This is a genomic window from Dawidia cretensis, from assembly GCF_018598175.1.
GTDB classification, from domain to species: domain Bacteria; phylum Bacteroidota; class Bacteroidia; order Cytophagales; family Cyclobacteriaceae; genus Ohtaekwangia; species Ohtaekwangia cretensis.
In genome coordinates this window covers 42,299-68,834 of record NZ_JAHESE010000005.1, presented here as the reverse complement: position 1 = coordinate 68,834, position 26,536 = coordinate 42,299, and the positions used below count along the sequence as shown (strand labels likewise).

Annotated in this window: 22 protein-coding genes; 12 read left to right on the top strand and 10 right to left on the bottom strand. The window is 52.8% G+C overall.

Annotated elements, in window-relative coordinates:
• Positions 1 to 44 precede the first annotated feature (44 nt).
• The gene (gene lipA / locus KK062_RS07700) at positions 45 to 932 is read right to left on the bottom strand and encodes a lipoyl synthase (RefSeq protein ID WP_254083690.1); all 888 of its coding nucleotides are present in this window, start codon (positions 930 to 932) and stop codon (positions 45 to 47) included.
• A 68-nt stretch (positions 933 to 1,000) separates the two neighbouring features.
• Positions 1,001 to 1,375, bottom strand: a complete 375-nt coding sequence (gene gcvH, locus KK062_RS07695; RefSeq protein ID WP_254083689.1) for a glycine cleavage system protein GcvH — start codon at positions 1,373 to 1,375, stop codon at positions 1,001 to 1,003.
• Between the two features lie 130 nt (positions 1,376 to 1,505).
• Here gcvH and kynU point away from each other — a divergent pair, with 130 nt between their 5' ends.
• Together kynU and KK062_RS07685 are read left to right on the top strand one after the other, a co-directional pair.
• Positions 1,506 to 2,768, top strand: coding sequence for a kynureninase (kynU, locus tag KK062_RS07690; RefSeq protein WP_254083688.1), 1,263 nt, complete (start codon positions 1,506 to 1,508; stop codon positions 2,766 to 2,768).
• A 12-nt stretch (positions 2,769 to 2,780) separates the two neighbouring features.
• Entirely contained in the window at positions 2,781 to 4,112 is a 1,332-nt protein-coding gene (locus KK062_RS07685) for an FAD-dependent oxidoreductase (protein ID WP_254083687.1), read from the top strand.
• Here KK062_RS07685 and KK062_RS07680 read toward each other — a convergent pair.
• A complete protein-coding gene (locus KK062_RS07680) occupies positions 4,057 to 5,457 on the bottom strand; it encodes an MltF family protein (RefSeq protein ID WP_254083686.1) in 1,401 nt (466 codons plus the stop codon). The genes KK062_RS07685 and KK062_RS07680 overlap by 56 nt on opposite strands.
• Positions 5,458 to 6,224: 767 nt before the next feature.
• On the opposite strand from KK062_RS07680, the gene ruvA reads away from it, so the two are divergent.
• Both ruvA and sov read left to right on the top strand, forming a co-directional pair.
• Positions 6,225 to 6,818, top strand: coding sequence for a Holliday junction branch migration protein RuvA (ruvA, locus tag KK062_RS07675; protein WP_254083685.1), 594 nt, complete (start codon positions 6,225 to 6,227; stop codon positions 6,816 to 6,818).
• A 142-nt stretch (positions 6,819 to 6,960) separates the two neighbouring features.
• The gene (sov, locus tag KK062_RS07670; protein WP_254083684.1) at positions 6,961 to 14,316 is read left to right on the top strand and encodes a T9SS outer membrane translocon Sov/SprA; all 7,356 of its coding nucleotides are present in this window, start codon (positions 6,961 to 6,963) and stop codon (positions 14,314 to 14,316) included.
• 73 nt (positions 14,317 to 14,389) lie between these two features.
• Here the strand turns inward: sov and KK062_RS07665 are convergent, their stop codons facing one another.
• A complete protein-coding gene (locus KK062_RS07665) occupies positions 14,390 to 14,920 on the bottom strand; it encodes a 3-hydroxyanthranilate 3,4-dioxygenase (protein ID WP_254083683.1) in 531 nt (176 codons plus the stop codon).
• 67 nt (positions 14,921 to 14,987) lie between these two features.
• Between KK062_RS07665 and KK062_RS07660 the strand changes: the two genes are divergently transcribed.
• Both KK062_RS07660 and KK062_RS07655 read left to right on the top strand, forming a co-directional pair.
• Positions 14,988 to 15,773: an SDR family oxidoreductase gene (locus KK062_RS07660; RefSeq protein ID WP_254083682.1), complete on the top strand. Its 786-nt coding sequence runs from the start codon at positions 14,988 to 14,990 to the stop codon at positions 15,771 to 15,773.
• A 2-nt stretch (positions 15,774 to 15,775) separates the two neighbouring features.
• Positions 15,776 to 17,218 (top strand): aldehyde dehydrogenase, encoded by a 1,443-nt coding sequence (locus tag KK062_RS07655; RefSeq protein ID WP_254083681.1) that lies wholly within the window; start codon positions 15,776 to 15,778, stop codon positions 17,216 to 17,218.
• Here the strand turns inward: KK062_RS07655 and KK062_RS07650 are convergent.
• Together KK062_RS07650 and KK062_RS07645 are read right to left on the bottom strand one after the other, a co-directional pair.
• Positions 17,215 to 18,015 (bottom strand): hypothetical protein, encoded by an 801-nt coding sequence (locus tag KK062_RS07650; RefSeq protein ID WP_254083680.1) that lies wholly within the window; start codon positions 18,013 to 18,015, stop codon positions 17,215 to 17,217. The two genes, KK062_RS07655 and KK062_RS07650, sit on opposite strands and share 4 nt — an antisense overlap.
• Before the next feature lie 74 nt (positions 18,016 to 18,089).
• A complete protein-coding gene (locus KK062_RS07645) occupies positions 18,090 to 18,860 on the bottom strand; it encodes a hypothetical protein (protein ID WP_254083679.1) in 771 nt (256 codons plus the stop codon).
• Positions 18,861 to 18,974: 114 nt separating this feature from the next.
• Between KK062_RS07645 and pnuC the strand changes: the two genes are divergently transcribed.
• Together pnuC and KK062_RS07635 are read left to right on the top strand one after the other, a co-directional pair.
• On the top strand, positions 18,975 to 19,640 hold the full coding sequence (gene pnuC, locus KK062_RS07640; RefSeq protein ID WP_254083678.1) for a nicotinamide riboside transporter PnuC: 666 nt from the start codon (positions 18,975 to 18,977) through the stop codon (positions 19,638 to 19,640).
• Positions 19,637 to 20,608: an AAA family ATPase gene (locus tag KK062_RS07635; protein ID WP_254083677.1), complete on the top strand. Its 972-nt coding sequence runs from the start codon at positions 19,637 to 19,639 to the stop codon at positions 20,606 to 20,608. Before pnuC ends, KK062_RS07635 begins: the two co-directional genes overlap by 4 nt.
• Here the strand turns inward: KK062_RS07635 and KK062_RS07630 are convergent.
• Together KK062_RS07630 and KK062_RS07625 are read right to left on the bottom strand one after the other, a co-directional pair.
• Positions 20,594 to 21,853, bottom strand: coding sequence for an RNA polymerase sigma factor (locus tag KK062_RS07630; protein WP_254083676.1), 1,260 nt, complete (start codon positions 21,851 to 21,853; stop codon positions 20,594 to 20,596). The genes KK062_RS07635 and KK062_RS07630 overlap by 15 nt on opposite strands.
• 24 nt (positions 21,854 to 21,877) lie before the next feature.
• A complete protein-coding gene (locus KK062_RS07625; RefSeq protein WP_254083675.1) occupies positions 21,878 to 22,219 on the bottom strand; it encodes a YciI family protein in 342 nt (113 codons plus the stop codon).
• Positions 22,220 to 22,330: 111 nt separating this feature from the next.
• On the opposite strand from KK062_RS07625, the gene KK062_RS07620 reads away from it, so the two are divergent.
• From KK062_RS07620 to KK062_RS07605, 4 genes are all read left to right on the top strand, one after another.
• Positions 22,331 to 22,606, top strand: coding sequence for an acylphosphatase (locus KK062_RS07620; RefSeq protein WP_254083674.1), 276 nt, complete (start codon positions 22,331 to 22,333; stop codon positions 22,604 to 22,606).
• A gap of 6 nt (positions 22,607 to 22,612) precedes the next feature.
• Positions 22,613 to 23,746, top strand: coding sequence for an AraC family transcriptional regulator (locus KK062_RS07615; RefSeq protein WP_254083673.1), 1,134 nt, complete (start codon positions 22,613 to 22,615; stop codon positions 23,744 to 23,746).
• A 78-nt stretch (positions 23,747 to 23,824) separates the two neighbouring features.
• A complete protein-coding gene (locus KK062_RS07610; protein ID WP_317195753.1) occupies positions 23,825 to 24,184 on the top strand; it encodes a four-helix bundle copper-binding protein in 360 nt (119 codons plus the stop codon).
• Positions 24,185 to 24,320: 136 nt separating this feature from the next.
• On the top strand, positions 24,321 to 25,178 hold the full coding sequence (locus KK062_RS07605) for a methylated-DNA--[protein]-cysteine S-methyltransferase (protein ID WP_254083672.1): 858 nt from the start codon (positions 24,321 to 24,323) through the stop codon (positions 25,176 to 25,178).
• A gap of 1 nt (position 25,179) precedes the next feature.
• Here the strand turns inward: KK062_RS07605 and panB are convergent, their stop codons facing one another.
• Together panB and KK062_RS07595 are read right to left on the bottom strand one after the other, a co-directional pair.
• Positions 25,180 to 25,998, bottom strand: coding sequence for a 3-methyl-2-oxobutanoate hydroxymethyltransferase (panB, locus tag KK062_RS07600; protein WP_254083671.1), 819 nt, complete (start codon positions 25,996 to 25,998; stop codon positions 25,180 to 25,182).
• Between the two features lie 27 nt (positions 25,999 to 26,025).
• Complete coding sequence (locus KK062_RS07595) at positions 26,026 to 26,532, bottom strand: phosphoribosyltransferase family protein (protein ID WP_254083670.1); 507 nt, start codon at positions 26,530 to 26,532, stop codon at positions 26,026 to 26,028.
• Positions 26,533 to 26,536: the final 4 nt, after the last annotated feature.

The following is a 26,536-nucleotide window of genomic DNA, read 5'->3' as shown; positions in this document are numbered from 1 at the left end:
GCGCCTTTAATTAAGGCACCCTTCCGTAATTCATTTTTTGCTAATCAATCCAACGGCACGTTTACATGCCGCTCCGCATGATAGCTCGAACGCACCAGGGGACCTGACTCTACGTATTTCAATCCGCGACGCAGTCCTTCTTCACGATACATCGCGAACATATCCGGGTGAATAAACTCGGCTACTTCCAGGTGCATCTTCGTCGGCTGCAGGTATTGACCCAGCGTCAGGATCATCAGACCGTTTGCGGCCAGGTCGTCCATCGCTTTAAATACTTCTTCTTTGGTTTCGCCAATGCCCAGCATGATACCCGTCTTGGTACGCATACCGGCTTCGCGAATGCGGCGAATCTGCTCCAGGCTGCGCTCGTACTTGGCTTGTGGCCGTACGATGCGATACAGACGGCCTACGGTCTCCATGTTGTGCGACACCACTTCTTGCTTGCCTTCGATCATGCGATACAGCGCATCCCAGTTGCCTTTTGTATCGGGTATGAGCGTCTCGATCGTTGTCTCGGGGCTTTCTTTCTTAGTCTCGACTACGGTTTGATACCATACCTCGGCACCACGGTCTTTTAATTCGTCACGATTTACCGAAGTGATCACGGCGTGTTTTACGCCCATCAGCTTAATGGCTTCCGCCACGCGTTTGGGCTCTTCCATGTCGTACTCGGTTGGGCGGCCTGTCGCCACCGCACAGAACGTGCAGCTGCGCGTACAGACGTTGCCCAGGATCATGAACGTCGCCGTACCTGCCCCCCAGCACTCGCCCATGTTCGGGCAGTTGCCGCTCTCACAAATCGTATGAAGCTTGTAGTTGTCTACAAGCTTGCGCACTTTGGCATACTCAGGACCGACCGGCAGTTTTACGCGCAGCCAGTCTGGCTTGCGCTTGCGGGTTTCCGGAGATGATATGACGGGTAATTCTATCATGATGGTAGCGTTAGTGCTCAACCACAGCAGGCCTGATCAACCTGGCGGTCGGCATATTGTAAAACGCTTTACTTGCCGATAAGTTCCTTGTATTCGGCAGCGGAAAGCAGGCCACTGGCAGAACCAGTGATCTTTATTTTGATCATCCAGCCTTCGCCGTACGCATCTTCGTTTACTTTTTCCGGGCTGGCTTCCAGTACAGGGTTCACTTCCAGCACCTTACCGGATACCGGCATAAACAGGTCCGATACAGTTTTTACCGCTTCCACTGTTCCGAAAATATCGTGTTCGGCTACGTCCTGACCGACCGTGGTAATGTCTACATACACAATATCACCCAGCTCGCTCTGGGCAAAGTCTGTTACACCGACAGTCGCTATATCGCCTTCAATTTTCACCCACTCGTGATCTTTGGTGTACTTCAGTCCTTCAGGAATGTTCATGGTTTATGGTTTAATGCGTTATTATGGGCCAAAAATACAGGAAGAATGGAAGATTGGGAAATAAGGCCAAAAAGATTATAAATTCCCTCTTGTTTACGCATTTTAACGATTGCCCCCTCATCGCTATACCATGTTTGAAAACTCCTTGAAATTTGCCCGTTCACTCGACCGCCAGGATTCCCTCGCGTCCTTTCGCAAAAAATTCCTGTTGCCGCCGGCCGGCAACGGCCCGGCCATATACCTGACTGGCAACTCTCTCGGCTTGCAGCCCAAAACCACGCAACAGTATCTGCAAGCCGAGCTGGCCGACTGGGCAACCCTCGGAGTAGAAGGCCACGTGCACGCGCAACGGCCCTGGTTGTATTATCACAAATTTTCCAAGAAGGCGCTTGCTGCGCTTGTCGGTGCGCAAGCGAACGAAGTCGTGGCCATGAACCAGCTCACGGTCAATCTTCACTTGCTGCTGGTGTCATTTTACCGACCCACCGCCCAGCGCTTTAAGATCATTACCGAAGCGGGCGCTTTCTCCTCCGACCAATACGCGTTTGAGTCGCAGCTTTGCTATCATGGCATCGATCCGGCCACGGCCCTCGTCGAGCTGGCGCCGCGCGCAGGAGAGTATACCTTGCGCACGGCAGACATTCTCCATGCCATTCACGAACATGCCGACCAGCTTGCCCTGGTGATCCTGGGCGGTGTACAATACTATACCGGGCAGTTCTTTGACATCCCGCGCATTACTGCGGCCGCACACCAGGCGGGTGCCTATGCGGGGTTCGACCTCGCACATGCCGTCGGCAACGTGCCACTGGCCCTACACCGCGATAACGTAGACTTTGCCGTATGGTGCAGCTATAAATACCTCAACGCCGGGCCCGGCGCAATCGCCGGCGCTTTTGTCCACAACCGTCATGCCAGCGCACCCCTGCCGCGCTTTGCCGGCTGGTGGGGGCATCGCGAGGGCGAACGCTTTCAAATGAAGAAGGGCTTTAAACCGCAACCCGGTGTCGATGGATGGCAGCTCTCGAACGTGCCCATCTTTCAAAGCGCTGCGCTGCTGGCTTCGTTGGAGATCTTCCAGGAGGCGGGCATAAAGAAGCTGCGACAGAAAAGCCTGCGGCTCACGGGATTTCTCGAGTTTTTGTTAAGCCAGGCCGACCCCGATGGAAAATACTATACGGTTATAACACCGGGCGACCCCCATCAACGCGGATGCCAGCTTTCCATCCTCATGAAACGCCAGGGCAAAAAGACCTTTACCAGCATTACCCGCGCGGGCGTCATCGCCGACTGGCGCGAGCCCAATGTCATTCGTGTTGCGCCCGTGCCGCTGTATAATACTTTCGAAGAGGTATTTCGTTTTGTCACGCTCCTGTCCGATTCTTTATACTAGCTTTATTATAGGATGAAAAAGAATATCGCCATTGCCGGTGCAGGGCTCGTAGGTTCCCTGCTGGCCATTTATCTGTTGCGACGGGGATATCATGTAACGATCTTCGAACGTCGCCCCGACATGCGCAAGAACCAGGCAGGCACCGGCCGTTCCATCAACCTGGCGCTGAGCAACCGCGGACTGCATGCTCTCGACGAAGTCGGCCTCTCCGACGATTTACGTGCCGTGGCCATACCCATGCATGGTCGCATGGTGCACGACCGCCAGGGCAACACCAACCTGCAGCCATACGGCAAACAAGGACAGTTCATCAATTCCATCTCACGCAGCAATCTCAACATCGTGTTGATGAACAAAGCCGAGGCCATGGGCGCCATCTTTCACTTCGAGCAACGCGTCACACACATCGACACCGAGCGATCAGCCATTACCACCGCGTCCCCCGAAAACCACCTGGCCACCTATCACTTCGACGGTATCGTGGGCGCCGATGGCGCCTACTCGGCCGTGCGCCTGGACCTACAGCTCACCGATCGTTTTGATTTTTCGCAGGCCTATATCGAGCATGGCTACAAAGAGCTGCATATACCCGCCGCCGGCCAGTTCACGCTGGAGAAAAATGCACTGCACATCTGGCCGCGTGAAAGTTTTATGCTGATCGCGTTACCCAACCCCGACGGCAGCTTCACCGGTACATTATTCTTTCCGTTCGAGGGCAAGAACTCGTTCGCATCGCTTACAACGGATGCCGCTATACGGAGCTTCCTCGAAGAAACTTTCCCCGATGTTATCAAGCTCATGCCGGAGGCACTCCACGACTTCAACCACAACCCGACGGGTTCACTGGTCACTACGCGGTGTTACCCGTGGGTGCGACACACCACCGTGCTTATCGGCGACGCCGCGCACGCCATTGTACCGTTCTACGGGCAGGGCATGAACGCAGGCTTTGAAGATTGTTCTGTATTAAACAAGCTCTTGCAGCGGCACCACGACCACTGGGACGCGGCCATCCGGGAATTTCAACAGCTACGCAAGCCCGACACCGATGCGATCGCGCAACTGGCGCTTGACAACTTCATCGAGATGCGCGACCTGGTGGCCGACGAGAAATTCGTTCTGCGCAAAAAGATCGAAGCCCGCATCCACGAGCTTTATCCCGACAAGTGGGTACCCCTATACTCCATGGTTACATTTCATGAAAACATACGCTATGCCGATGCTTTGCAAATCGGACGAAAGCAAAAGGAAATCATGGACGACATTCTGGCCCAGCCCGACATCGCCACTACCTGGCCGTCACTGAATTTTGAACAGCTTGCAAATCGATTACATCGTCCTTGATGTGGACGCGGTATTCTTCGTAACGATCTAACACATCTTTGATGTAATTCACCGGCTCTTCGCACTTGCAATAGCCCGCCGATACAAGCGGATCCCGGTAAAACCTGGGATCAGATTTCTTGAGGAGATACGACTGTACATGGCCGTCCCATTGCGAAGAGTCTTCACGCTCGTCGCTATATTTTTCGGTTAGTTTCTTGGCATCCAATATGTGTGAGAGTCCCGCATTGTATGACGCGAGCACAAACTTGAGTCGCTCCGCGGAATCCGGTATCGACTTGGTCCAATACCGGTCCAGGTACTTTAAATACCCCACACCGGCACGAATACTCTGCTGTGGATCGTTCAGGTCACGCGCACCAAAGCGACGGGCCGTCTCCGGCATAAGCTGCATCAGGCCCCGCGCGCCGGCCCACGATTCACCTCGTGGATCGAACTTCGACTCCTGGTATACCACTGCTGCCAGCAACCGCCAGTCCCATCCCAGGCGCAAGGCACCTTGCTTGATCATATAATCGTACGGAGAAAGCCGGTTGCCACCGTATGAGAAATAATCGCTTCGCATACGCGAAAGCGACGTACGCGGGCTTTTAAAATAACGGTTGTAAATCACCATAAACGTAGGCGCCTTTTTAATTTCCCGTAGCCATTCGTCTATCGCCTGTAACAACGCGGGAGAATTTTTCCGTACTCCCCAGGCAATCTGTTGCGACATGCTTAATACGGTGCGCACATCGAGGTTAGGATAATACGCAGCATTGACTTGTGCCATCGTATGATCCGCTACAGCGTATTCGATCTCGCCTGTCGCCACCCGACGAATGAGCCCTTCGCTTTCGACCATGAGTGTATCTTCCACCACGTCGATGTCCATACCAATCTCGTCGGACAAGTTGCGCATCCGCATAGCGTGACTTGTACCTTTCATTACATGCACGTGCTTCCCGCTGAGGCCTGTCGGTGTACGCACCAACGCGGCATCGATCTTGTCTTGCGTTAACGTTCGCCAGCGCTCAGGCTTGCGCTGTACGAGTACCTGATAAGTATTGAAGTGAGGTTGTGTAAATGCGATGAGCTCTTTACGCGGTTTATTGATGGTGAGTGGAAAGGCAAGTATATCACCTTCGCCTGCCTGCAACTGCTGTATGGCGTGGTCTACGCCATTGGTAACGGTAATCTTGAGCTTTACATTCAACTGTTTGGCAAGCAACTGCAACAGCTCATATTCATAGCCCATCGCTCTACCCCTATAAATAAAATAGCTGGTGGAATTGTTATCGACCAATGCGCGAATATACCCGCGGCGTACGATCGCCTCCAGATCGAGACGATATACAGGCTTCATGCGCGCTGCCGTTTGAACCGGATCGCACGAAATACCCATAGACATAAAGATGCCTATGACACACACATATCGTAAGAAAGCCAACATACCGACCACGAAGATAGGCCCTTCTTGTAGAAGGAAAAATTCGACAGCTTCGCACAAAGCACAGACGAACTGCCTGTAGCATCACACAAACGGTATATTCGGAAATTATGGCATATAAAATTTGAAGCAAACAGCGACTTCAGGCGTATCAATCCATGCAACGTGTTGCAATGACACCTACTGACACATTGGCCTGACAACACAAAAAATATTTAAAAATATTTTTCCTTATACCACCCACATCGTATCGTGCCAGGGAATATCCTTTCACACATACCGGAAAAATCCTATAGAAATATTCATTTAAAAAAAATAGGCAGTACAAAAAATGGTATTCAGTAACCGATATGTACACACCCCGATCGGGCGCAACATTCCACACAACCGGCGTCCCGGCCTTGTCGGGATGACTGCGCAGTCTCCAGACCAGCGGGTGGTCCCGCAGGGCCTTATTCGTCAAATTTGTCCGCCGCGCCAGCAACACTGTTTGTTTACATTCTCTTAACACGACCGCCCAGTCGGTCCCATCCTCATCTCACGCTCACTCCCCATTCCCTCCCTTCCGCTCTCACACGCACACTGTATTTTCCCGCTAGCCTGCTAATATCCACGTCCACCCTGATGCCTCGTATACCTTTTTTTGCAATCTTTGTATCCTGAGCAACCCACTTTTTTAACCTATGATCGCTTTCCTGAAGGGTAGACTCGTTCATCGCGAGCCCACCCATGTTATAATTGATGTTAATGGCATCGGCTACCTCGTTACCATCTCGCTGCAAACATTTTCGGAAATCAAAGAACAGGAAAACATCCTGCTTCATACCCACCTGGCCATCCGGGAGGACGCCCATGTATTGTTTGGATTCAGCAATGAAAGCGAAAAGCGGCTTTTTCAGCAGCTTATCACGGTAAACGGCGTCGGTCCCAGCACCGCCATTGTCATGTTGTCCTACATGAACAGCAACGAGCTGAAGACGGCTATTGTACAAGAAGATGCCGGCGCACTGCAGCGCATCAAAGGCATCGGCGGGAAAACGGCACAACGAGTTATCATCGACCTAAAAGACAAACTCAAAAAGGAATCGTGGGAAGAGAGCCAGCCGGCAATTTCTATAGGGACAAACAATACTTTGCGCAAAGAGGCGTTATCAGCTTTGCTCACGCTGGGCTTTCCCAAGGCCGCAGCAGAGAAAAGTGTGGATACCGTCCTTAAAAAATCAGGAAATACCATTACATTAGAAGATTTGGTTAAACAAGCTTTGAAGAATAGTTAGGAGTTCGGAGAACGATGTGTCTAGCCGAAACTGCACAGGTCCTTATTGGCTGAAACAAGGGATGGAAGAGGTCGCTGGAACGGAAGATTCTTAATTTTTTACGCAGCGACAAAGCACAAACGGGTTTACGAGATTTTAAGTAGTGAAAGTCTTTACAAAGAAACGTCAGGTTATATCCAAGCTGGGGGGCCTGATCATTACGTGCCTAAGCGTCTTTACCTTTACCGATGAGGCCCTGGCTCAACGGCAGGATACCACGCGCGTCAATGCACAGGACACGACCTCCCGCCCCTATCGCTCCAACCGTCGCCCTACCTACCGACCGACCGATCGGTATGGTGATCCGTTCTCAAATACCTCTTCGGCCTCGCCTTTCTATCTGAAAGACCCACAGCAAATGAAGCTCGATGTCGAGATCGACACGAGCATGAACTATACCATCTACGAAAAGATCGGCGACATGAACTATCGCCCCACCTCGAGCATGACCTTCGAGGAGTTCAAGCAATACCAGGATCGCCAGGCGTTGAAAAGCTACTGGCAGAGTCGCGCCCGGGCGCAAGACGGTGAAAGCGCTGTCAGCGGCCGGGGCCTCATTCCGAAAATCTTCATCAGCCCGATCCTCGACCGCATCTTTGGTGGCAGCTACATCGAGCTCATACCCCGCGGCTTTGTAACCCTCGATTTCGGTGCCTCCTTTCAGCGCAACAACAATCCCAACCAGACCATCCGCATGCAGCGAAACGGAGGTTTCGAGTTCGACCAGCAGATCAATATGAGCGTGACGGGTAAGGTGGGCGAAAAACTGCAAGTCACCGCCAACTTCGACAACAACAACTCCTTCGATTTTCAGAACAACATGAAGATCGAATACACCGGCTTCAAAGAAGATATCTTACAGAAGCTTGAAATCGGTAACGTGAGCTTGCCGCTGAACAATACGCTCATTCAGGGGGCGCAGAACCTCTTCGGTATCAAGGCACAGATGCAGTTTGGCAAGCTCATGGTGACGACCATTGCCACGACTCAACGTGGCAAGGCCTCCTCCATCGACATCGGCGGCGGCAACGGCGGTGGCCAGGGACGCCCGTTCGAGATTATCGCTTCCAACTACGACGACAACCGCCACTTCTTTCTCGGTCAGTTCTTCCGCGACAACTATCGCAAATGGATCAGCAATATCCCGCAAGTCATCTCCGGCGTGAACATCACCCGTGTGGAAGTGTATGTTCTCAACCGCAACAACGATACGCAGACCATGCGCAACGCCATCGCGTTGATGGACTTGGGCGAACCACGTCGTATCTATAACACAAACGTCGTTAAGCCTAGCGCCAACGCAGCAAATCTTCCCAATACTAATGCGGCCAACACACTGTATTCCAGATTAGTGGAACAGGATAAGTTTCCGATGACTGCCGGCAGCCGCGGGGCAGATGGCGCCAACCAGAAACTGGAAGACATGTTCCTGGAAAACGGGACCGACTTTGAAAAAATCACAGGAGCACGCAAGCTTTCACCGACAGAATTTACCTATCACCAGCAACTGGGTTATATCACCCTTACCCGCAAGCTGCAAAACGACGAAGTTCTGGCCGTAGCGTACGAGTACACCTACAACGGACGGGCGCATAAAGTTGGTGAGTTGTCAGAAGATTATTCGGCGCTCAAGGACGACGACATCATCCTCCTCAAAATGCTGCGCCCCCGGAAAGTGGCGATCCGCGATCAGCAACGCCGCATCCTCCCCACCTGGGACCTGATGATGAAAAACATCTATAACCTCAACGTCAACCAGTTGAGCCGTGAAGACTTCCAGCTGCGCGTAATTTACCGAGATGCGCGCACAGGCATTGACAACCCCCAGCTACAAGATGGCGGTGAAACCGTTCGCGCCCGCCAGTTGCTTGACATCCTGGGGCTCGACCGTCTCAACCCGGTAAACGATCCCGGCTTCGACGGTAACTTCGACTACGTCGAAGGCGTCACCATCAATAGCTCAACGGGGCAGATCATCTTTCCCTACCTGGAACCCTTCAGTGAAGGGTTGCGCGAAGCCTTCGCCGGTGATGCCCGGCGGGACTACATGATCCAGAAATATTCGTACGACACCCTGTACCGCAGTACCAAAGCCGATGCAGAGCTGTATGCCACAAAAAATAAGTTCTGGCTCGTGGGTACATACAGTGCTGGCTCATCTAAAGAGATTCTTATACCCGGCTTTGGTGTTTCACAAGGATCGGTGAAACTATACGCCGGTGGCATGCCGCTGACCGAAGGAAGCGATTACGTGGTGGACTATACCTTTGGTAAGGTAACGATCCTGAACGAATCCATTCTCAGCTCCAACAAAGAGATCCAGGTGCAGTACGAACAGTCCGACCCCTTTGCATTCCAAACCCGGAGCTTGCTGGGATCGCGCTTCGACTACAAGCTCAGCGAAGACGTCAACTTTGGTTCCACCCTGCTGTATTATAACGAGCGGCCCATGATCAGCCGCAACCAGATCGGCACCGAGCCGGCGCGTAACGTCCAGTATGGCTTTGACTTTAACATCAACAAAAAGAGCCGCCTGCTCACCAAGATCGTCGATGCGTTGCCCTTCCTCGAAACCAAAGAACAATCTGCCGTGAACTTCACCGGCGAATTCGCGCAGCTGCTACCCGGCACGTCCAACATCATCGATGGCGAAGGCACCGGCTACATCGACGACTTTGAGAACACCGCCACGCCCTATACGCTCATGAACCCCACGGCGTGGAAGCTGGCCGCCACACCTAAAACCAGCGACAACGCCTTCGGGCCGTCCAACATACCGATCGGCTCGTCGGACATTATTCAGATCGGGTACAAGCGGGCCAAGCTGGCCTGGTACCAGGTCGACAACCAATTCTATCGCGACGGCGGTGCGGTAAAGCCCTCGAACATTTCCAAAGACGATATCAAGAACCACTATGTACGACCTGTCGGCCCGCAGGAAATCTTCCCGGCCAAACAGCTCACACAGGGCGTGTTCTGGGAACAGATCTTTGACCTGGCATACTATCCACGCGAACGCGGCCCCTACAACTACAACCCCACTGTCACGGCCGATGGCTTCCTGCCGCGCCCGGAAGAGAACTGGGCGGGTATTACCACCGCCATCAAAACCGAAGTAGACTTTGACAAAGCCAATATTGAGTACGTTGAATTCTGGCTGCTCGATCCGTTCATCAACTCCCCGCAGGGTGTTATCAACGACGGTATCTCGCCTGCCAAGCGCAACGAGACCGGCGGTAAGCTGATCTTCCACCTGGGAAGTATTTCCGAAGATGTGGCCCGTGATGGCAAACACGCTTTTGAGAACGGCCTGCCGCGCGCCGAGAACGACCTGGAGCAGGCTACTAAAAACGCCTGGGGGTATGTAGCGTCCGACCAATATGTCACAAACGCCTTCGACCTCGACGCCGGTGTACGCTCCCGGCAGGACGTAGGTTTCGACGGGGTGACAGCCGATAGAGAGACCACCACGTTCCAGGATTACCTCAACCAGCTGAGTGGCCTGAACCCCGAGGGACAAGCACGCATTCAAAACGATCCCTCTGCTGATAACTTTCAATATTTCCTCGGCGACGAGCTCGACAACCGCAATGCAAAGATCCTGGAGCGTTACAAAAACATCAACGGCATAGACGGCAACTCGCCGGTGGCCAACGGCTCAAGCGAGCTGTATACACCCGCCGGTTCGACCATTCCCGACAACGAAGACCTGAACGCCGATAACACGCTAAGCGAGCTGGAAGAATATTACAGCTACAACATCGACCTGGCCCCCGGTGGGCAGGCTGTAGGACGGAAATATATCGTCGATAAGATTACCACCGACAACCGAAACGAAGCCGGCGAGCAGGTGACCTGGTATCTATACCGCATTCCTGTACGCGAGTTCGAAGATCAATACGGCAACATCGAAGGCTTTAAATCCGTGCGGTATGCCCGGATGATCCTGACAGGCTTCCGCGAGCCGGTGGTATTGCGCTTCGCCAACTTCCGCATGGTGGGCAGCCGCTGGCGGAGATATACCAACAGTCTTCAGGAAGGTGGTATCGCCCCCACGCCCGAACTCACCCCCGAGGACTTTACCGTGTCGGTAGTGAACCTGGAGGAAAACGGGAAAGGCAATGAAAACAAATCGCCCTACGTCATCCCGCCCGGTGTGGTGCGTGACCGTGATAACACTTCGTCCGTATCACGCTTGTTGAACGAGCAGTCTGTACAACTTTGCGCCGACGCCGTAAAAGACGGCGATGCCCGGTCCATCTACAAAAACGTTTCGTTCGACCTGTTCAATTACGGCCGTGTAAAAATGTACTTCCATGCACACGGCGATGCCGCCGACAATGACCTGCGTGGTTTTATCCGCCTCGGTAAAGATCTTGACTCCAACTACTACGAGATCGAAGTACCCCTGAAGATGACCAACATCTCTGATACCGACCCGGTGTCGGTCTGGCCGGACGAAAACCAGATCGACCTTGCCCTCGACGAGCTCTACCGCCTCAAGGCCGACCGCGATCGCGAAGGTGTTTCGATGAACGTACTCTATCCGCAGAGCGGTCACCGCGTCGTTGGCTACCATGGCCTTCGCATTTTTGGTCGTCCCGACCTGACTGAAGTACAATCCATTATGATCGGTGTACGCAACCCGCGCACACCTGACAAACGTGCCTTTCAGGTGTGTCTCTGGGCAAATGAGCTGCGTGTCACAGATTTTAACCGCACCCCCGGCTGGGCCGTCAATGGCACCATGAGCGCCAAGCTTGCCGACTTTGCTACCCTCACCGGCGCCGTGCGGCATACCAGCTTCGGCTTCGGCAGTGTCAGCTCCAAGATTGGCGAGCGTACGCGCGAAGAGACTACGGGCTATGACATATCGGCCAACGTAAACGTCGACAAATTGCTGCCCGGCAATACCGGCATCAAAATACCGATGTTCGTCAGCTACGAAAAGACGACCATCACGCCATTGTATGATCCCGCCAACCCCGACTTAAAGCTGGACGCAGCCTTGCAATCGCTGAATGAAGACGAACGAAAGAATTACCTCAACATTGCCCGCGACCGAACCGTGGGGCGAAGTATCAACTTTGTCAACGTACGAAAGGTTAAAGTAAACCCGGATGCCAAAACGCATTTGTGGGACATCGAGAACCTCGCCTTCAGTTACTCCTACAGCGACCGCCGGCGTACCAACTTCTCGATGGCCGAGCTGTTCGAAAAACAATACCGCGGATCGGTCGCCTATACGTATAGCCCAAAGGCCACCGGCATCGAACCCTTCAAGAACGCCAAAGGGCTTTCATCGCCCTGGCTCAAGGCTATCAAAGACTTTAACATCAGCTTCCTGCCCAGCAGCTTGTCGGCACGCATGGACCTGGATCGCTCGCTGACGTCCACGACGTATCGTAACTCCAACGGCTATGGCAAGTTCATCGAGTCCACACCGAACTACATGAAGTATTTCACCTTTACCCGCCAGTATAACTTGCGGTGGAATCTTTCCAAGGGACTATCGCTGGAATATAGCTCGCGTGCCGATGCCGTCATCGACGAACCCGAGGACATGGTAAAAGGCGAAGTGGATACCAAGCCCGAGCGTGACTACATCATCAAGAACATCAAAAAGTTGGGGCGTATGAAGAACTTCACACAAAATGTGACGGTCAACTATACCCTGCCACTGGATAAAATTCCGGTGACCGACTGGATCGGCGCCGATTACCGCCACCAGATAACGTACGGCTGGAAAGCCGGCCCGGTCAACTATGCCGACTCGTTGGTGAACAGGCCCCGCGGCGATATCCTCGACGAATACGACTTCAAGAACACCATCCAGAACAGCCAGGATCAAAACTTCTCCGGCCGTCTGGACATGCTCAAGCTCTATAACAAAGTAAAGATCCTGAAAGACCTCAACACGCCTAAAAAGCCGTCGAAGATCGTGACAAACCCGCGCCTGCAGAAGACAGCCGCGAAACCCGACACAACCAAAACAAAAGCTCCGGCCGAAATACCTGGGGCCGTCAAAGGCCTGTTGCGCCTGCTCATGTCCGTGCGCTCCATCAACGGTACCTATACTGTTACACGAGGCACCATGCTGGCAGGGTTCGAGCCGTCTCCAAAATTCTTCGGCATGGACCAGGATTGGAATGCTCCGGGTTGGGATTTTATCCTTGGCAGCCAGGATCCGAACATCCGCTACAAGGCCGCCGAAAAAGGATGGCTCACCAAAAATCAAAGCCTCACCACACCGTTTAACCAAACGCGTACCGAGAACATCAACCTGCGTGCGAACATTGAGCCTTCAACCGACTTTAAAATTCAACTCGACGTCAAGAAAGAAACCAATAGCACATTCCAGTCCATCTTCCGGTACGAAACCGACGAGGTGACTGGCGATAGTGACTTCCAGGACCTCAGCCCCAGCCGTGGTGGTAGCTACCGCATCTCGACGATCAACATCAGGACTGCCTTTAACAGCAGCAATGATAAGATCGTCTCTGCGGTATTCCAGGATTTCGAGCAAAACCTGGAGGTGGTCCGGCAACGCTTCAACTACCTTTCCACGGGCGATCCTACCCCTCCGGAGGGTGTTACGCAGTATGATACCGCCGCGCAGGACATATTGATCCCGGCATTCATTGCAGCGTACACCGGCAGTGACGCCCAGCGGATAAGCCTTTCTCCGTTCCCGAAGACCCCCATGCCCAACTGGCGTGTAGACTATACGGGGCTTAACAAACTGGGTATATTCAAAGATGTCTTTAGTTCGATCACCCTCTCACATGCTTACCAGGCGTCATACTCTGTCGTAAACTATCAGAACTCCCTGGAATTTAGTGAGAGCGGCGATTTACGAGGCTTGCAGCTTGACCGCCCGGTGACGGACTACAATGTTTCCTACTTTGGTCGCGTCATCCCTGCCGATCCCGATGCCGGCACGGAGGCACGACTGCTGCCGGTCTATATCATCAGCCAGGTACTCATCAGCGAACAATTCTCACCCCTTATCGGTGTGAACATGCGCACGAAAGGACGCCTCTCCGCTAACTTTCAGTATAAAACCAAACGCGACCTGGCCCTGACCGTTTCTAACGCACAGGTGACCGAATTGAGTACGAAAGACTTTTCGTTCGAATTGGGCTATACCAAAAACAACATGAGGCTACCTTTCAAATCGCAAGGCCGCACCGTGGTATTAAAGAACGATGTCACATTCCGGATGAACGTCTCCGTAGCCGATACCAAAACTATCCAACGGAAGATTTACGAGACAAACATCATTACAAACGGTAACATCAACTTCCAGCTGCGCCCTAACATCAGCTATGTGGTAAACCAGAAGCTCAACATCCAGCTATATTTCGAACGTACTATCAACGAGCCGCTTGTATCGAACTCCTACCGACGCGCTACCACACGCTTTGGTACGCAGATACGGTTTAGCCTGGCGCAGTAGTAATCGCTTTTTAAGGTGTCGAGAGTATATAAAACGAGGCTCCTGTGATGAACACATGAGCCTCATTTTTTTCTTAAATAAACCGTGGATCAGCTTCCATCACCGTACCACACTTCTTACAGGTACGCAAGTCGACACTGCCGTAGAACTCGCGGAAGCGCGGCAGGAAGTCCTTCTCGATGTTGTCGAGGTGAAAGCGATATTCGTGTAGCTTGTTATTACAGCTCTCGCAGAACCACACCAGGCCATCCAGCACTTCCGGCTCCAGGCGCTTACACTCGATGACAAGCCCTACACTTCCAGCCGGACGTTCCGGGCGGTGTGGCACGCGCGCCGGTAGCAAAAACATTTCGCCTTCTTTCACGGCAATGTCGACCGGCTTGCCGTCTTCCTGGATGCGCACATTGATGTCGCCTTCCAATTGATAGAATAGCTCCTCGGTCTCATTGAAGTGATAGTCTTTACGGGCATTCGGCCCGCCCACGATCATGACAATATAATCGCCCGCATCGGCATATAGGTTTTTGTTGCCCACGGGCGGCTTGAGCAGGTCCCTGTTTTCCTGTACCCATTGTTTGAGATGAAAAGGTCTGCGGATGGCCATCGGTGTTTTGGTTAATGCGCAATTACTCCTTTAATTTAACAAAGATTACGATCGTTTCAACTACACGATGAACCTCGATTTAAACGGTAAACGAGCCCTGGTGTGCGGTAGCACCCAAGGCATTGGCAAAGCTTCCGCCATCGAGCTGGCCCTCCTCGGCGCCAGCATCACCCTGGTAGCACGCGACGAGACCAGGCTCCAGGCCGTCGTGCGCGAGCTGCAAGTGTACTCGGGGCAACAACACGATTATATCGTGGCCGACTTCAGCCAGCCCGAGGACCTGCATCAAAAGATACAGGCTTATGTTGCCACGCAGACAGCTCACATCCTGATAAACAATACCGGCGGTCCCCCGGCCGGGCCGGCCCTCGACGCAACGCCCGATGATTTTGTGCGGGCATTTTCAGCGCACCTGCTCTGCAACCACCTGCTTACCCAGGCGGTCGTGCCCGGCATGCGCCGCGATGGATACGGCCGTATTATAAACATCATCTCTACCTCTGTTAAAATTCCCATCAAAGGCCTCGGCGTGTCCAACACCACCCGCGGTGCCGTGGCCAACTGGGCCAAGACATTGTCCGTGGAGCTGGCGCCGTTCGGCATCACGGTTAACAATGTACTTCCCGGCGCTACGATGACAGGCCGCCTGGAAGGCCTGATTCAAAGCAAAGCGCAAAAATCAGGAAAGAGCTTTGAGGAAGCGAAACAGGAGATGATGGCCGAAATACCGGCTGGTCGTATTTCCGAGCCGCACGAAGTAGCCGCCGCGGTCGCCTTCCTGGCATCACCGGCAGCGGGATATATTAATGGCATCAATGTGCCTGTAGACGGCGGCCGCACGGGCAGCTTATAACCATGGAGAAAATTCTGAACTATATAAACGGTGTGCTCTGCGAGCCCCGGTCGTATCAATACCTCAACAACGTAAACCCCGCCCGCGGCGAAGTATACAGTCTTGTGCCCGACTCCGACCTGGGCGATGTCAAGCAGGCTGCCGGCTCTGCCAAGAAAGCATTCCCGGCGTGGTCGGGTATGCCAGTAGAACAACGATTGGCCATCCTCCTGCGTATCGCCGACCTGATCGACCGCGACCTCGACAAACTGGCGCTTGCCGAAAGCGTCGACAACGGCAAGCCTGTACAGCTGGCGCGTACGCTCGACATTCCACGTGCCTCCGCCAACATCCGGTTCTTTGCTACTGCCGCGATGCATACATCGACCGAGGCGCATCTCACCGGCGAGGAAGCCGTGAATTATACCGCACGCACGCCTATCGGCGTAGTCGCCTGTATTTCGCCATGGAACCTGCCGCTATACCTCTTCACGTGGAAGATTGCGCCCGCCCTGGCCGCGGGCTGCACGGTCGTGGCCAAGCCATCCGAGCTTACGCCCATGACCGCATACCTTCTCGCCCAATTGTGCATAGAAGCCGGCCTGCCCGAAGGTGTACTAAATATCGTCCACGGCCTCGGCGCCAAAGCCGGACAGGCCATTATTGAACATGCCGACATCGTCGCTATATCTTTTACCGGCGGCACAGCCACGGGCAAGAAGATTGCCGCCACCGCTGCACCCCAATTCAAAAAGCTCTCATTAGAGCTGGGCGGCAAGAACCCGAATATCATCTTCGCCGACGCCGACTTCGAGCAGGCTGTAAGCACGTCCATACGATCGTCGTTCTCGAACCAGGGAGAGATTTGTTTGTGCGGCTCGCGCATCTTCGTCGAACGGAGTATATATGACAGATTCCTGGAAGCCTTTGTCGAGCAAACCAACCGACTGGTAGTAGGCAACCCGCTAAAAGATGGTACCCACCTGGGGGCCTTGGTATCCGAAGCGCACCTGCAAAAAGTATTGTCGTACATCGAGCTCGCAAAGAAGGAAGGCGGAATGATCGTAACCGGGGGTACACGCATACAGCTGGAGGGTGAATGCGCGAGTGGCTATTTCCTCGGGCCCACGGTTATTACTGGTCTGCCGCAACAATGCCGCACGAACCAGGAGGAGATCTTCGGCCCCGTGGTGACCGTCATGCCGTTTGACACCGAAGAAGAAGCGATTAAAGCCGCAAACGCTACAGACTATGGTTTATCGGCGACGATCTGGACTGAGAACCTGAAAAAAGCTCATCGCGTATCGGCACAAGTCAAGAGCGGTATCATCTGGGTGAACTGCTGGCTCTACCGCGACCTGCGCACGCCATTCGGCGGCATGAAGCAGTCGGGTGTAGGACGTGAAGGAGGTTGGGAGGCACTGAAGTTTTTTACCGATACGAAGAATATCTGTATACGGCTTTAGCCTTCACTAGGCTCCAGCCGTAAAACATAGTAGTCGATTATCTTCAGTAAGTCCTCTTTTCTTTTAAAAGATAGTTTGTTTTCGCGGGCATATTGTTCCAGCAGCGTATACCGATTCTTGCCAATGCACTCCAGCAGGTAATCTTTACGCAAAGCCTTTCCTTTTTCGTTTTCACTATCTTCTTGTGTTAGCGCATCGGGATCGTACTCAATGGATGTTTTGAAGAGCCGACGGATCACGCCGTCTTTATCCATGAGATAAATGGACTCTAGCCGGGCCGCTGTTGTTTTTGTCACGACAATACTTGGACCTTGCGACGGAAGAGGCATACCCGAGGGATCGAAACCGGAGGATGATGGCGTAGCATACTCCTTGGTTACCACCGCCAATTGGTCCGACTTGGTTAGAATTGCAAATTGCCTGAGTTCCTTTAATATCTCGAAGAAATAAAGCTGTGAGGTGTGCGTTGTCGGATCTTCGAATGGAAGCGTTACAAACTGACGTTTCTTATTTAGTTTTTGATCGAGGAAATCAAACGCAATAACCCTTCGCTCATTAAATATTCTCGCATCATCGCCATCGTGAAATGACAGCGTACCCGTCCGATCATCGTATCGAACCTGTCCCCTCATTTCCGTTTCATCGGTCAACAAGATGCTTCCTTCTGCCCACGGAAGACCATCGTCCAGCGATACCGCCGCCTCTTCCTTCTTTTTCTGACCGAACAGTGCGGTTTTCTGACTGAACAGCGGGGACCATAATATGACACAGACTACCAACCATACAAGTTTTTTCATATAGCGCTATCATTATTACTCTAAAATAATGATTTCCCAGCGTTAGAAAGCGCCAACGATGAAAGTTTTGCAACCTACTTTTTCAACTGCTCTTTGTGGTAGTCGAGAATTTTTAAGAGGTCGTCTTGCGTTCTAAACTCCAAATCATTTTCCTTTGCATAGGACGCCATCTTTGCATACAATTCCGCCCCGGTATACTTCTCCAATAAATCGCCGTCAATGACCTTACTTCTTATGCGATCGTCCTCTCCGGTAAAGATTGAGCGCATTCCATTTTGCTCGAGCTTATTCTTAAAGTAAGCTTCGATTTCGCCATCTGTCCCCATGAGGTATACCGTTTCCAATTGAGACACTACTGTATATTTTGAGTTGGCAGTGGAAGCAGGCCCAGGATTGACCGCATTAAGAGGGTCAAACGGTCTCGCCATTACCGGTGACCGCCGCTCTGTTTGTATCGGGTCGCATTTTACCAAGACAGCAAACTTTTTATACTCACGCAGCATCTCAAAAAATTGTGGTTTCCGAACATTATCCTTCGGAGATTCGTAGTCAAGTGTGTAGAACACGCGCTGACGCTGCTGCACTTCATCAAAAAATTCAAATCCCATCACACTCCGGGGACCGAACGCCCGCGTGTTATCACCATTGTTGTAAGACAGTATTCCCTCGCGGTCGTTGTATTTTATCATGCCATTGAGTTCCGTATTATCGGCCAGCAGTATGCTACCCTCCGACCACTCGCCACGATCATTTAACAATTCCATTTTGGGAGATTTTTTCTCATCCTGCCCTACGGTCTGATACACTGAAAAGACAGCTACCAACAAAAAACTCAGGTATTTCATATTTCTAAATAAGCTGCAAACGCTTGTTTCGACTATTATGCGGCCAATCGCAAAAGTATTTGCATATCGCACTATATTGAGCCTCCAAAAATACGCTTTTTCCGACACGTCCGTATGTCTCTCTTCAGCATCGATAACATCTTTTTTGAGTTCCTGGGGTACAAAATGAGCTACCTCGAATTTTTCGGCGCCGTGTTCGGCGCAGTAGCGGTATGGCTATCGGCAAGGGCCGAGGTCCTGAGCTGGCCCATCGGTATCGTTAACGTTGTATTGTCGTTTTTTTTGTATTACCAAATCCAGCTTTACCCCGACATGTTTCTGCAAGTATTCTTCTTTGTCACCAACGTTCTTGGCTGGTGGCAGTGGACACATCCCAAACCGGGAGAGGAAGACCAGAAACAAGAACTGAAGGTTAGCTACATGGGGTGGCAAAAGTTCGCACTTGTCTGCATGGGCACTATCGCCGGCACGGCCGCGCTGGGCGCCCTGGCCGCCCGCCTGCATGAATGGTTCCCGCTGGTGTTTGCGCTCCCCAGCGCATTTCCCTATGCCGATTCCTTTATCCTCGTCATGAGTGTCATCACCACCTTCTTCATGATTCGCAAAAAGATCGAGTGCTGGATCATCTGGATCATCGTAGATGTTGTGGCAACCTATCTATACTTCATCAAGGGCGTCATGCTGTACAGTGTGTTGTACCTGGGTTTCACCATTATCGCAGCCTTCGGCCTCTGGCACTGGATCAAAGAATACCGCCGCTATAATCGCGAAGCAGCATGAAGCGTGGCCTGGTAATAGGCAAGTTTATGCCCGTCCACATGGGCCACCTCGCCCTGATCCGCTTTGCCGCAGAGCGATGCGACGAGCTGATCGTATCCATGAGCTACACACCAAACGATCCCATCCCTCCCACATTGCGCTTCGGATGGCTGCAAGCGCTCTGCCAGGATGACCCTATGATCAAACCCGAAATGGTAGCCGATGACTTCGACGATGAATCATTACCCTTACCGCAGCGCACGAAAATATGGAGTACATTCATCCGAAAAACGTATCCTCCTATTGACATCGTCTTTAGCTCCGAAGAATATGGCGAGCCATTTGCAATGAACCTGGGCGCAGCCTATATACCGTATGATCCACCCCGAACACAGATCCCTGTATCGGCTACGGCCATCCGGCAACATCCCTTTCGTCACTGGGAATATATCCCGCCCATCGTACGACCGCACTTCGTCAAAAAAATCTGCATCTATGGGCCTGAAAGCACCGGCAAGTCGACACTCACACAAAGACTGGCAGCGCACTACCAAACGGAGTTTGTCCCTGAAGTAGCGCGCGAGATCATCACCTCCAATGACTTCACCGTCGACGACATCATCCGTATCGGACATGCTCAACACGCACGCATTGAACAGAAGCTGAAAACCGCCAACAAGCTACTGTTTTGCGACACCGATATCATTACGACGCAGCTGTACTCCAACCATTACCTCGACCTTGTACCGAAAATACTATACGATCTCGAGCGCCAGGTATCGTACGAGCGATACTTCCTGCTCGATATAGACGTCCCCTGGGTAGCCGATGACCTGCGCGACCTGGGCCATCAACGTGAGCAAATGTTTACCGTTTTCCGACAGGCTTTGGAGCGGCGTAACATTCCGTATATACTCGTTCGCGGTACTTATGCAGAGCGGCAAGCCACCATCCGGCAAGAAATTGAACGGCTGTTAGCCGAGGGGTAATGCCGCCAGCTTGCGCTGCAGCAACGTGCGCCCTGCAGTTGTCGGCACCTGCGTCAAGGCCCGCTCATAACTCGATCGGGCCTCCACGAATGCCTGGTCAGCAGCATAAAAATCACCAAGCGCAGACAGGCACAAATAATCATCCTGCATATGCGGTATGGCTTTCAGCGCTTCGACACCAGCAGCCGGCGTCGAAGCATAACCAATAGCAATCGCGCGGTTCAACGCCACGATTGGCCCCGGCTTGATCGTCTCTAAAATATTATATAGTTGTACAATCCGGTTCCAGGCTATCGCTTCAAATGTCGCTGCCCGTGCATGGCAGGACGCAATGGACGCTTCTACGTGATAGGCGGAAATTTCATTACCCGTAGCCGATATCTCCAGAAAATGTTCGGCCTTTTTTATCAATGCCCCGTTCCAACGGCTGCGGTCCTGGTTTTTTAACAGCACCATGCTGCCATCTTCCGCCGTACGCGCCTCCTCGCGCGACGCCTGAAAACACATTAATGCCAACAATGCATATACTACGGGCAAAGCCGTAACCGGATTCTTGAGTAGCAACAGCGCCAGCCGAATAGCCTCCGCACAAAGCTCGTGACGGATCAGCTTGTCAGGGTGTGCCGAATGATAGCCTTCATTAAAAAGCAAATAGATAGCATGCAACACGGCATCCAGGCGCGCCGGCAGGGCCGCAGGTAACGGCACTTCTAATGCAATCTTCTCCTCGCGGATCTTCTCCCGGGCGCGGTATAGGCGTTTGCCAATGGTCTCTTCGTTGGTGCGAAAGCTTTGCGCGATCTCCCCCACACTAAGACCGCATAGCGTTTTGAGGATCAGCGCAAGTTGCGCTTCATAGGCGATGGACGGATGACAACACGCAAATATCATCCGAAGCTGACTGTCCTCGATCTCGTGATCGAGAAAGAGTTGCTGTACAGCGGGAGATAAGGTATACTCCGAGTGAAGCGCCTGGCCGATCACCGCGTGGTGCTGCTCCTGCATCCGGCGCTGCCGCAGCTTGTCCACAGCCTTGCGCCGGGCAACGGTATACAGCCACGCCGAGGGATTGTCAGGGATACCCTTGAGCTTCCACGAGCCCAGCGCCTGCAGCAAGGTATCCTGTACGATGTCTTCTGCCTCCTCCCACGCCTGTACACCCAGCAACCGGGTGAGCACGGCCGCCATCCGCCCCGCCTCGTGGCGAAACAGATGGCCTACCTTCTCATGCACCGATTCCTGCATCCATAAATTTATGGATTTCAGAAATTACATATCAAATTTCTGCACTACGCGGATCTCCACCACACCGCCGGTCTCGAAGTCGGGGAAGTCTTTGGCCATCTCTGTGGCTTCGTTCAGATCCTTGGCGTGGACAACAAAGAAGCCTCCGACCACCTCCTTGCCTTCGGCAAACGGACCATCGGTTACCGTTTTTTTTGCGCCAGCAATCGTTTTTCCACCCGGCAGCAGCGCTTCGCCAGAAACGTAACGACCTGCCTTGGTGAGCTTGTCCACCCAGGCAAACCACTTTTGCATGCTGGCTTCCTGTTCAGCGGGTGAAAGGCGGCTGGCGTCATCACCCATGAATACGAACATGTACTTTTCCATTGTTTATTGGTTTTTTGGTTTAAATGCTCTTATGACGATCCAACTTCCGCAATCCGGACACCCGAAATTTAAATTTTATTACATTTAAGATTCGTTGAATCTAAAAAAGTCATGGTCAAGCATGTTTCGATCAAAATAACCGGCAGGGTGCAGGGTGTGTTTTTCAGGGCCGCCACAAAAGAGCAGGCAGATACCCTGGGCGTAAAAGGCTTTGCCCGCAACGAGTCCGACGGCAGTGTGTACATCGAAGCCGAAAGCGACGAGATGACCCTGACCATGTTCCTCACCTGGTGCCGCAAGGGGCCACCCCTGGCGCAAGTGGACCGCGTACAGGTGCTACCCGGCGAGTGGCAGGGATTCAAACATTTTGTGATCAACCGCGAATAAACGCGCATGCCGTACCGCGTTGACCTCTTCGCCGTCTTTATCCTGATGGGCATTGTTCAGGCGCTGTTCCTGTCCTTCTTTTTCCTGACACGCGAAAACCGGAAAATGCCCGCCAATCTGTACCATGGCATTTTATTACTGACAATGGCGGCGTGCCTGCTGGAAATCCTGCTGCTGTATACCGGCTACATCCAGCACATGCTGCACCTGGTCGATTTTTCAGAAGCGCCCGCATTCCTCATTGGCCCCGCATTATACCTCATGGTGGTAAGCCTCATTCATGGCACCCCCGGCAAGCGCCCCTACCTGCATTTCATATTTCCGGTAGTATACCTGCTTTTGCAATTGCCCTTTCTGCTACAGCCCGAAAATGAAAAGTATAACGCTTATATTTTTTCCTACCACCCCGGCTTGCCGTACCGCGAAATGCACCACGCTTTCGACCCACGCCCGTTTTGGGTAACCGACAATCATTCCGCCACACTCCTCATCAGCCTCTTTCTATACGGTATCCTGGTCGTTGTCGAAGTCGTAAAAGCCTTTCGCCAAAAACGGGAGTCGTTACTACACACCCAAAATCCCGTGCTGCGTAAAGTGCGGGCGGGCATCCTGCACCTGGCCCTGGTCTTCGGCATCATCCTACTGGTAAAATTGATCTATCGTGCCGACACCGGCGATCATCTGTTGGCAGCATTCCTCTCGTTGACGGTCTACTTTACAAGCTTCAACATCATCCGGCAGTCTGGCTTTTTCAGCCAGGTCGGCCTGGCCGAGGCGCCGCGGTATAAAAACTCGAGCGTCACACCCGCCGCACAAAGAGAGCTGCTCGAAAAACTAACGCGCCTGATGGCGGAAGAGAAACCCTTTCTCAACAGCAACTTCTCCCTGCCGGGATTGGCCCAGGCGTTGCATGCCTCGGTGCACGCGGTGTCACAAGCGATCAACGAAGGGCTCGGCAAGAGTTTTTCCGAGCTCACGGCAGAGTATCGCATTGAAGAGGCCCGGCGCTTGCTCAAAGACATGCCCCACATCAAAGTAGAAGAGATCGGTTTGCAGGTAGGGTATAACTCCAAATCGGCATTTAATATCGCCTTTAAAAAGCTCACCCAGCGCACACCTTCCGAATACCGAGGTCAATAACAGCACAGTTCCCTGAGCGGGTATGGTTTTTTCGGCACCCGAGCGATATCCCTTGGTGAACTAAAATCTCATGCTGTTATGAAAGACCAGAAAAAGACTATGGAACACGCGCACAGCGAGCTGGTACAAATCCTGCTGGACTGCGCAGCGGCCTGCGAAACCTGCGCTGCCGCTTGTTTGTATGAAGAAGACCCCGCCATGATGGCCCGGTGTATCGAAACCGACCGCGACTGTGCAGACATTTGCACACTAGGTGCCCGCCTGCTGTTGCGCGATTCGGAAAACGCGAATCACTTTCTTAATGTGTGCATAGAGGCCTGCCGCCTGTGCGCCGAAGAATGTAAAAAACATAACAATGACCACTGCCGCCAGTGTGCCGAAGCATGCGACCGTTGTGCCGATGCCTGCATCGACCAGCACGCCGAGGCCGTGAAATAGGCTCTGCCACGTCATAAATCCCTGTAAACAATGCCCGGCATGCACGTGCCGGGCGTTTTTATGCGCAAGAAGCGGGTTGAGATCGCGTGGGCCGCACGCGACCTTTGTGTCATCACAAACCACTAATTTTGTTTTTATGGCGACGACACACGAGGATGACATTAACTACCGGCGCATCGAGCAAGCCATTCGCTACCTGGAAGAGCACTTCAAACGCCAGCCCGAGCTGAGCGAGGTAGCCGACGAAGTGAGCATAAGCCCCTTTCACTTCCAACGCCTCTTTACAGAATGGGCCGGTATCAGCCCCAAACGCTTCCTGCAATTTCTCACAATCGATTTCCTGAAGGACCGCCTACAGGCCTCTCGTAACCTGATGGAAGCCGCCGAGTCTGCGGGGCTCTCCAGCCAGTCACGGGTCTACGATCTGTTCACGACCCTGGAAGCTGTTACGCCGCAAGAATATAAACAACACGGTGCCGGCATTCACATTGAATACGGCTTTCACGAAACACCGTTTGGCCTTTGCCTGCTCGGCGTGACGGCGCGCGGCATTTGCTGGATGTCATTTCTGCAAGCCGACGAAGACGTCACGCAAGCCTTGCACGCCATGAAAGAGCACTGGCACAACTCAGTGTTCCACCAGGACCAGGAGCTTACGCAGGCATTCATCGGGCAAATCTTTCCGGCAAAGGATCAGCCGCAGCAAAAGAAGCTACATGTCTTTGTCAAGGGTACTAATTTTCAGATCAAAGTATGGGAGGCCCTCCTGCGCATTCCCGAAGGACATGTCACCACGTATCAACAGATCGCGTCTTCGATTGAAAATGCACGGGCCCTGCAGGCCGTCGGCTCTGCGGTAGGATCCAATCATGTGGCATACCTGATACCGTGTCATCGCGTCATCCGCAAAGACGGTATACTGGGAGAATATCGTTGGGAGCCTACCCGCAAGAAAAGCATGCTTGGGTGGGAAATGGCGCGACAGGGACTATAGACTAATATTTCTCGTCAGCGTTCGGAAAGCTTTTGGACTTTACATCCGAGACATATTTTCCCACAGCACCGGTAACGATGCTGCTAAGGTCTGCATACCGCCGCAGGAACCGGGGCTTGAACTCTTGTGTAATGCCCAGCATATCCTGCATCACCAACACCTGCCCGTCTACATCGGGACCGGCGCCAATGCCGATAATGGGTATATGCAACGACGACGATACCTTTCCTGCCAGCACTGCCGGGATCTTTTCCAGTACGATACCAAAGCAGCCGCATTCTTCCAGCAGTTTGGCGTCTTCCAGCAGTGTCTGCGCCTCGGCTTCTTCCTTCGCGCGCACAGAATACGTTCCGAATTTATAGATGGATTGCGGCGTCAGGCCGAGGTGGCCCATCACGGGAATGCCCGCACTGAGAATGCGTTGAACAGATTCTTTTATTTCATGGCCACCCTCCAGCTTCACAGCATGGGCACCCGCTTCTTTCATGATGCGGATCGACGAGCGAAGCGCCTCGCCCGAGCTGCCCTGGTATGAACCAAACGGCAGGTCGACCACCACCAGCGCACGCTTTACTGCGCGTACCACCGAGGCGGCGTGGTAGATCATCTGGTCCAACGTGATCGGCAAGGTTGTTTCATGGCCTGCCATCACGTTCGAGGCCGAGTCGCCCACCAGGACGACGTCGATACCGGCACCATCGATCAGCTGGGCCATGCTGTAGTCATAGGCCGTCAGCATCGCGATCTTCTCGCCCCGGTTTTTCATCTCTTGTAACTGGTGCGTGGTAATACGCTTGATATCTTGTTTGTGAACAGACATGATGGTGGTGGTAATAATAGAAATGCCCTAGTGTAAGTATACCGCCATAGTATCCTTTGTCAGGTCTACTTCGACGTGATCTTTTATGGTGGTGGAGAGCTCATACCCCACATACTGGGCGTGAACAGGAAAAAGCGGGTGGCTACGGTTGATCAATACCGCTGTCTCGATCTTTTTTACTTCAATGCTCAGGAACGGCTTCATACCGTATGTAAACGTGCGCCCGGTATTCAGCACATCGTCTACCATAATAATACTGCGTTTGCGTATATCCTTCAGGTCACAATCCAGCGTGATCTCGCTTTGCTGCGGCGCCGTTTTATCGATGCTGATCTTCACCAGCTTGACCTCCAGGGGTGAGATACTTTCCAGCTGCTTCGCCAGCAACTTCGCCAGTACATGTCCCTGCCCTTCGATCCCCGCAAGCACGACATTCTTTTCTTTGAAGTTGTGCTCATAGATCTCAAATGCCATGCGCCGAATCTTCTGCTTTACCTGGTCGGCATCGAGAATAAAACTTTTTTCAGCAAGCATACTC

What these genes read in the sequence shown, in the direction of transcription:
- lipA (WP_254083690.1), bottom strand. Translation starts at nt 932, where the DNA reads ATGATAGAATTACCCGTCATATCATCTCCGGAAACCCGCAAGCGCAAG.
- gcvH (WP_254083689.1), bottom strand. Translation starts at nt 1,375, where the DNA reads ATGAACATTCCTGAAGGACTGAAGTACACCAAAGATCACGAGTGGGTG.
- kynU (WP_254083688.1), top strand. Translation starts at nt 1,506, where the DNA reads ATGTTTGAAAACTCCTTGAAATTTGCCCGTTCACTCGACCGCCAGGAT.
- KK062_RS07685 (WP_254083687.1), top strand. Translation starts at nt 2,781, where the DNA reads ATGAAAAAGAATATCGCCATTGCCGGTGCAGGGCTCGTAGGTTCCCTG.
- KK062_RS07680 (WP_254083686.1), bottom strand. Translation starts at nt 5,457, where the DNA reads ATGAAGCCTGTATATCGTCTCGATCTGGAGGCGATCGTACGCCGCGGG.
- ruvA (WP_254083685.1), top strand. Translation starts at nt 6,225, where the DNA reads ATGATCGCTTTCCTGAAGGGTAGACTCGTTCATCGCGAGCCCACCCAT.
- KK062_RS07665 (WP_254083683.1), bottom strand. Translation starts at nt 14,920, where the DNA reads ATGGCCATCCGCAGACCTTTTCATCTCAAACAATGGGTACAGGAAAAC.
- KK062_RS07660 (WP_254083682.1), top strand. Translation starts at nt 14,988, where the DNA reads ATGAACCTCGATTTAAACGGTAAACGAGCCCTGGTGTGCGGTAGCACC.
- KK062_RS07655 (WP_254083681.1), top strand. Translation starts at nt 15,776, where the DNA reads ATGGAGAAAATTCTGAACTATATAAACGGTGTGCTCTGCGAGCCCCGG.
- KK062_RS07650 (WP_254083680.1), bottom strand. Translation starts at nt 18,015, where the DNA reads ATGAAAAAACTTGTATGGTTGGTAGTCTGTGTCATATTATGGTCCCCG.
- KK062_RS07645 (WP_254083679.1), bottom strand. Translation starts at nt 18,860, where the DNA reads ATGAAATACCTGAGTTTTTTGTTGGTAGCTGTCTTTTCAGTGTATCAG.
- pnuC (WP_254083678.1), top strand. Translation starts at nt 18,975, where the DNA reads ATGTCTCTCTTCAGCATCGATAACATCTTTTTTGAGTTCCTGGGGTAC.
- KK062_RS07635 (WP_254083677.1), top strand. Translation starts at nt 19,637, where the DNA reads ATGAAGCGTGGCCTGGTAATAGGCAAGTTTATGCCCGTCCACATGGGC.
- KK062_RS07630 (WP_254083676.1), bottom strand. Translation starts at nt 21,853, where the DNA reads ATGCAGGAATCGGTGCATGAGAAGGTAGGCCATCTGTTTCGCCACGAG.
- KK062_RS07625 (WP_254083675.1), bottom strand. Translation starts at nt 22,219, where the DNA reads ATGGAAAAGTACATGTTCGTATTCATGGGTGATGACGCCAGCCGCCTT.
- KK062_RS07620 (WP_254083674.1), top strand. Translation starts at nt 22,331, where the DNA reads ATGGTCAAGCATGTTTCGATCAAAATAACCGGCAGGGTGCAGGGTGTG.
- KK062_RS07615 (WP_254083673.1), top strand. Translation starts at nt 22,613, where the DNA reads ATGCCGTACCGCGTTGACCTCTTCGCCGTCTTTATCCTGATGGGCATT.
- KK062_RS07610 (WP_317195753.1), top strand. Translation starts at nt 23,825, where the DNA reads ATGAAAGACCAGAAAAAGACTATGGAACACGCGCACAGCGAGCTGGTA.
- KK062_RS07605 (WP_254083672.1), top strand. Translation starts at nt 24,321, where the DNA reads ATGGCGACGACACACGAGGATGACATTAACTACCGGCGCATCGAGCAA.
- panB (WP_254083671.1), bottom strand. Translation starts at nt 25,998, where the DNA reads ATGTCTGTTCACAAACAAGATATCAAGCGTATTACCACGCACCAGTTA.
- KK062_RS07595 (WP_254083670.1), bottom strand. Translation starts at nt 26,532, where the DNA reads ATGCTTGCTGAAAAAAGTTTTATTCTCGATGCCGACCAGGTAAAGCAG.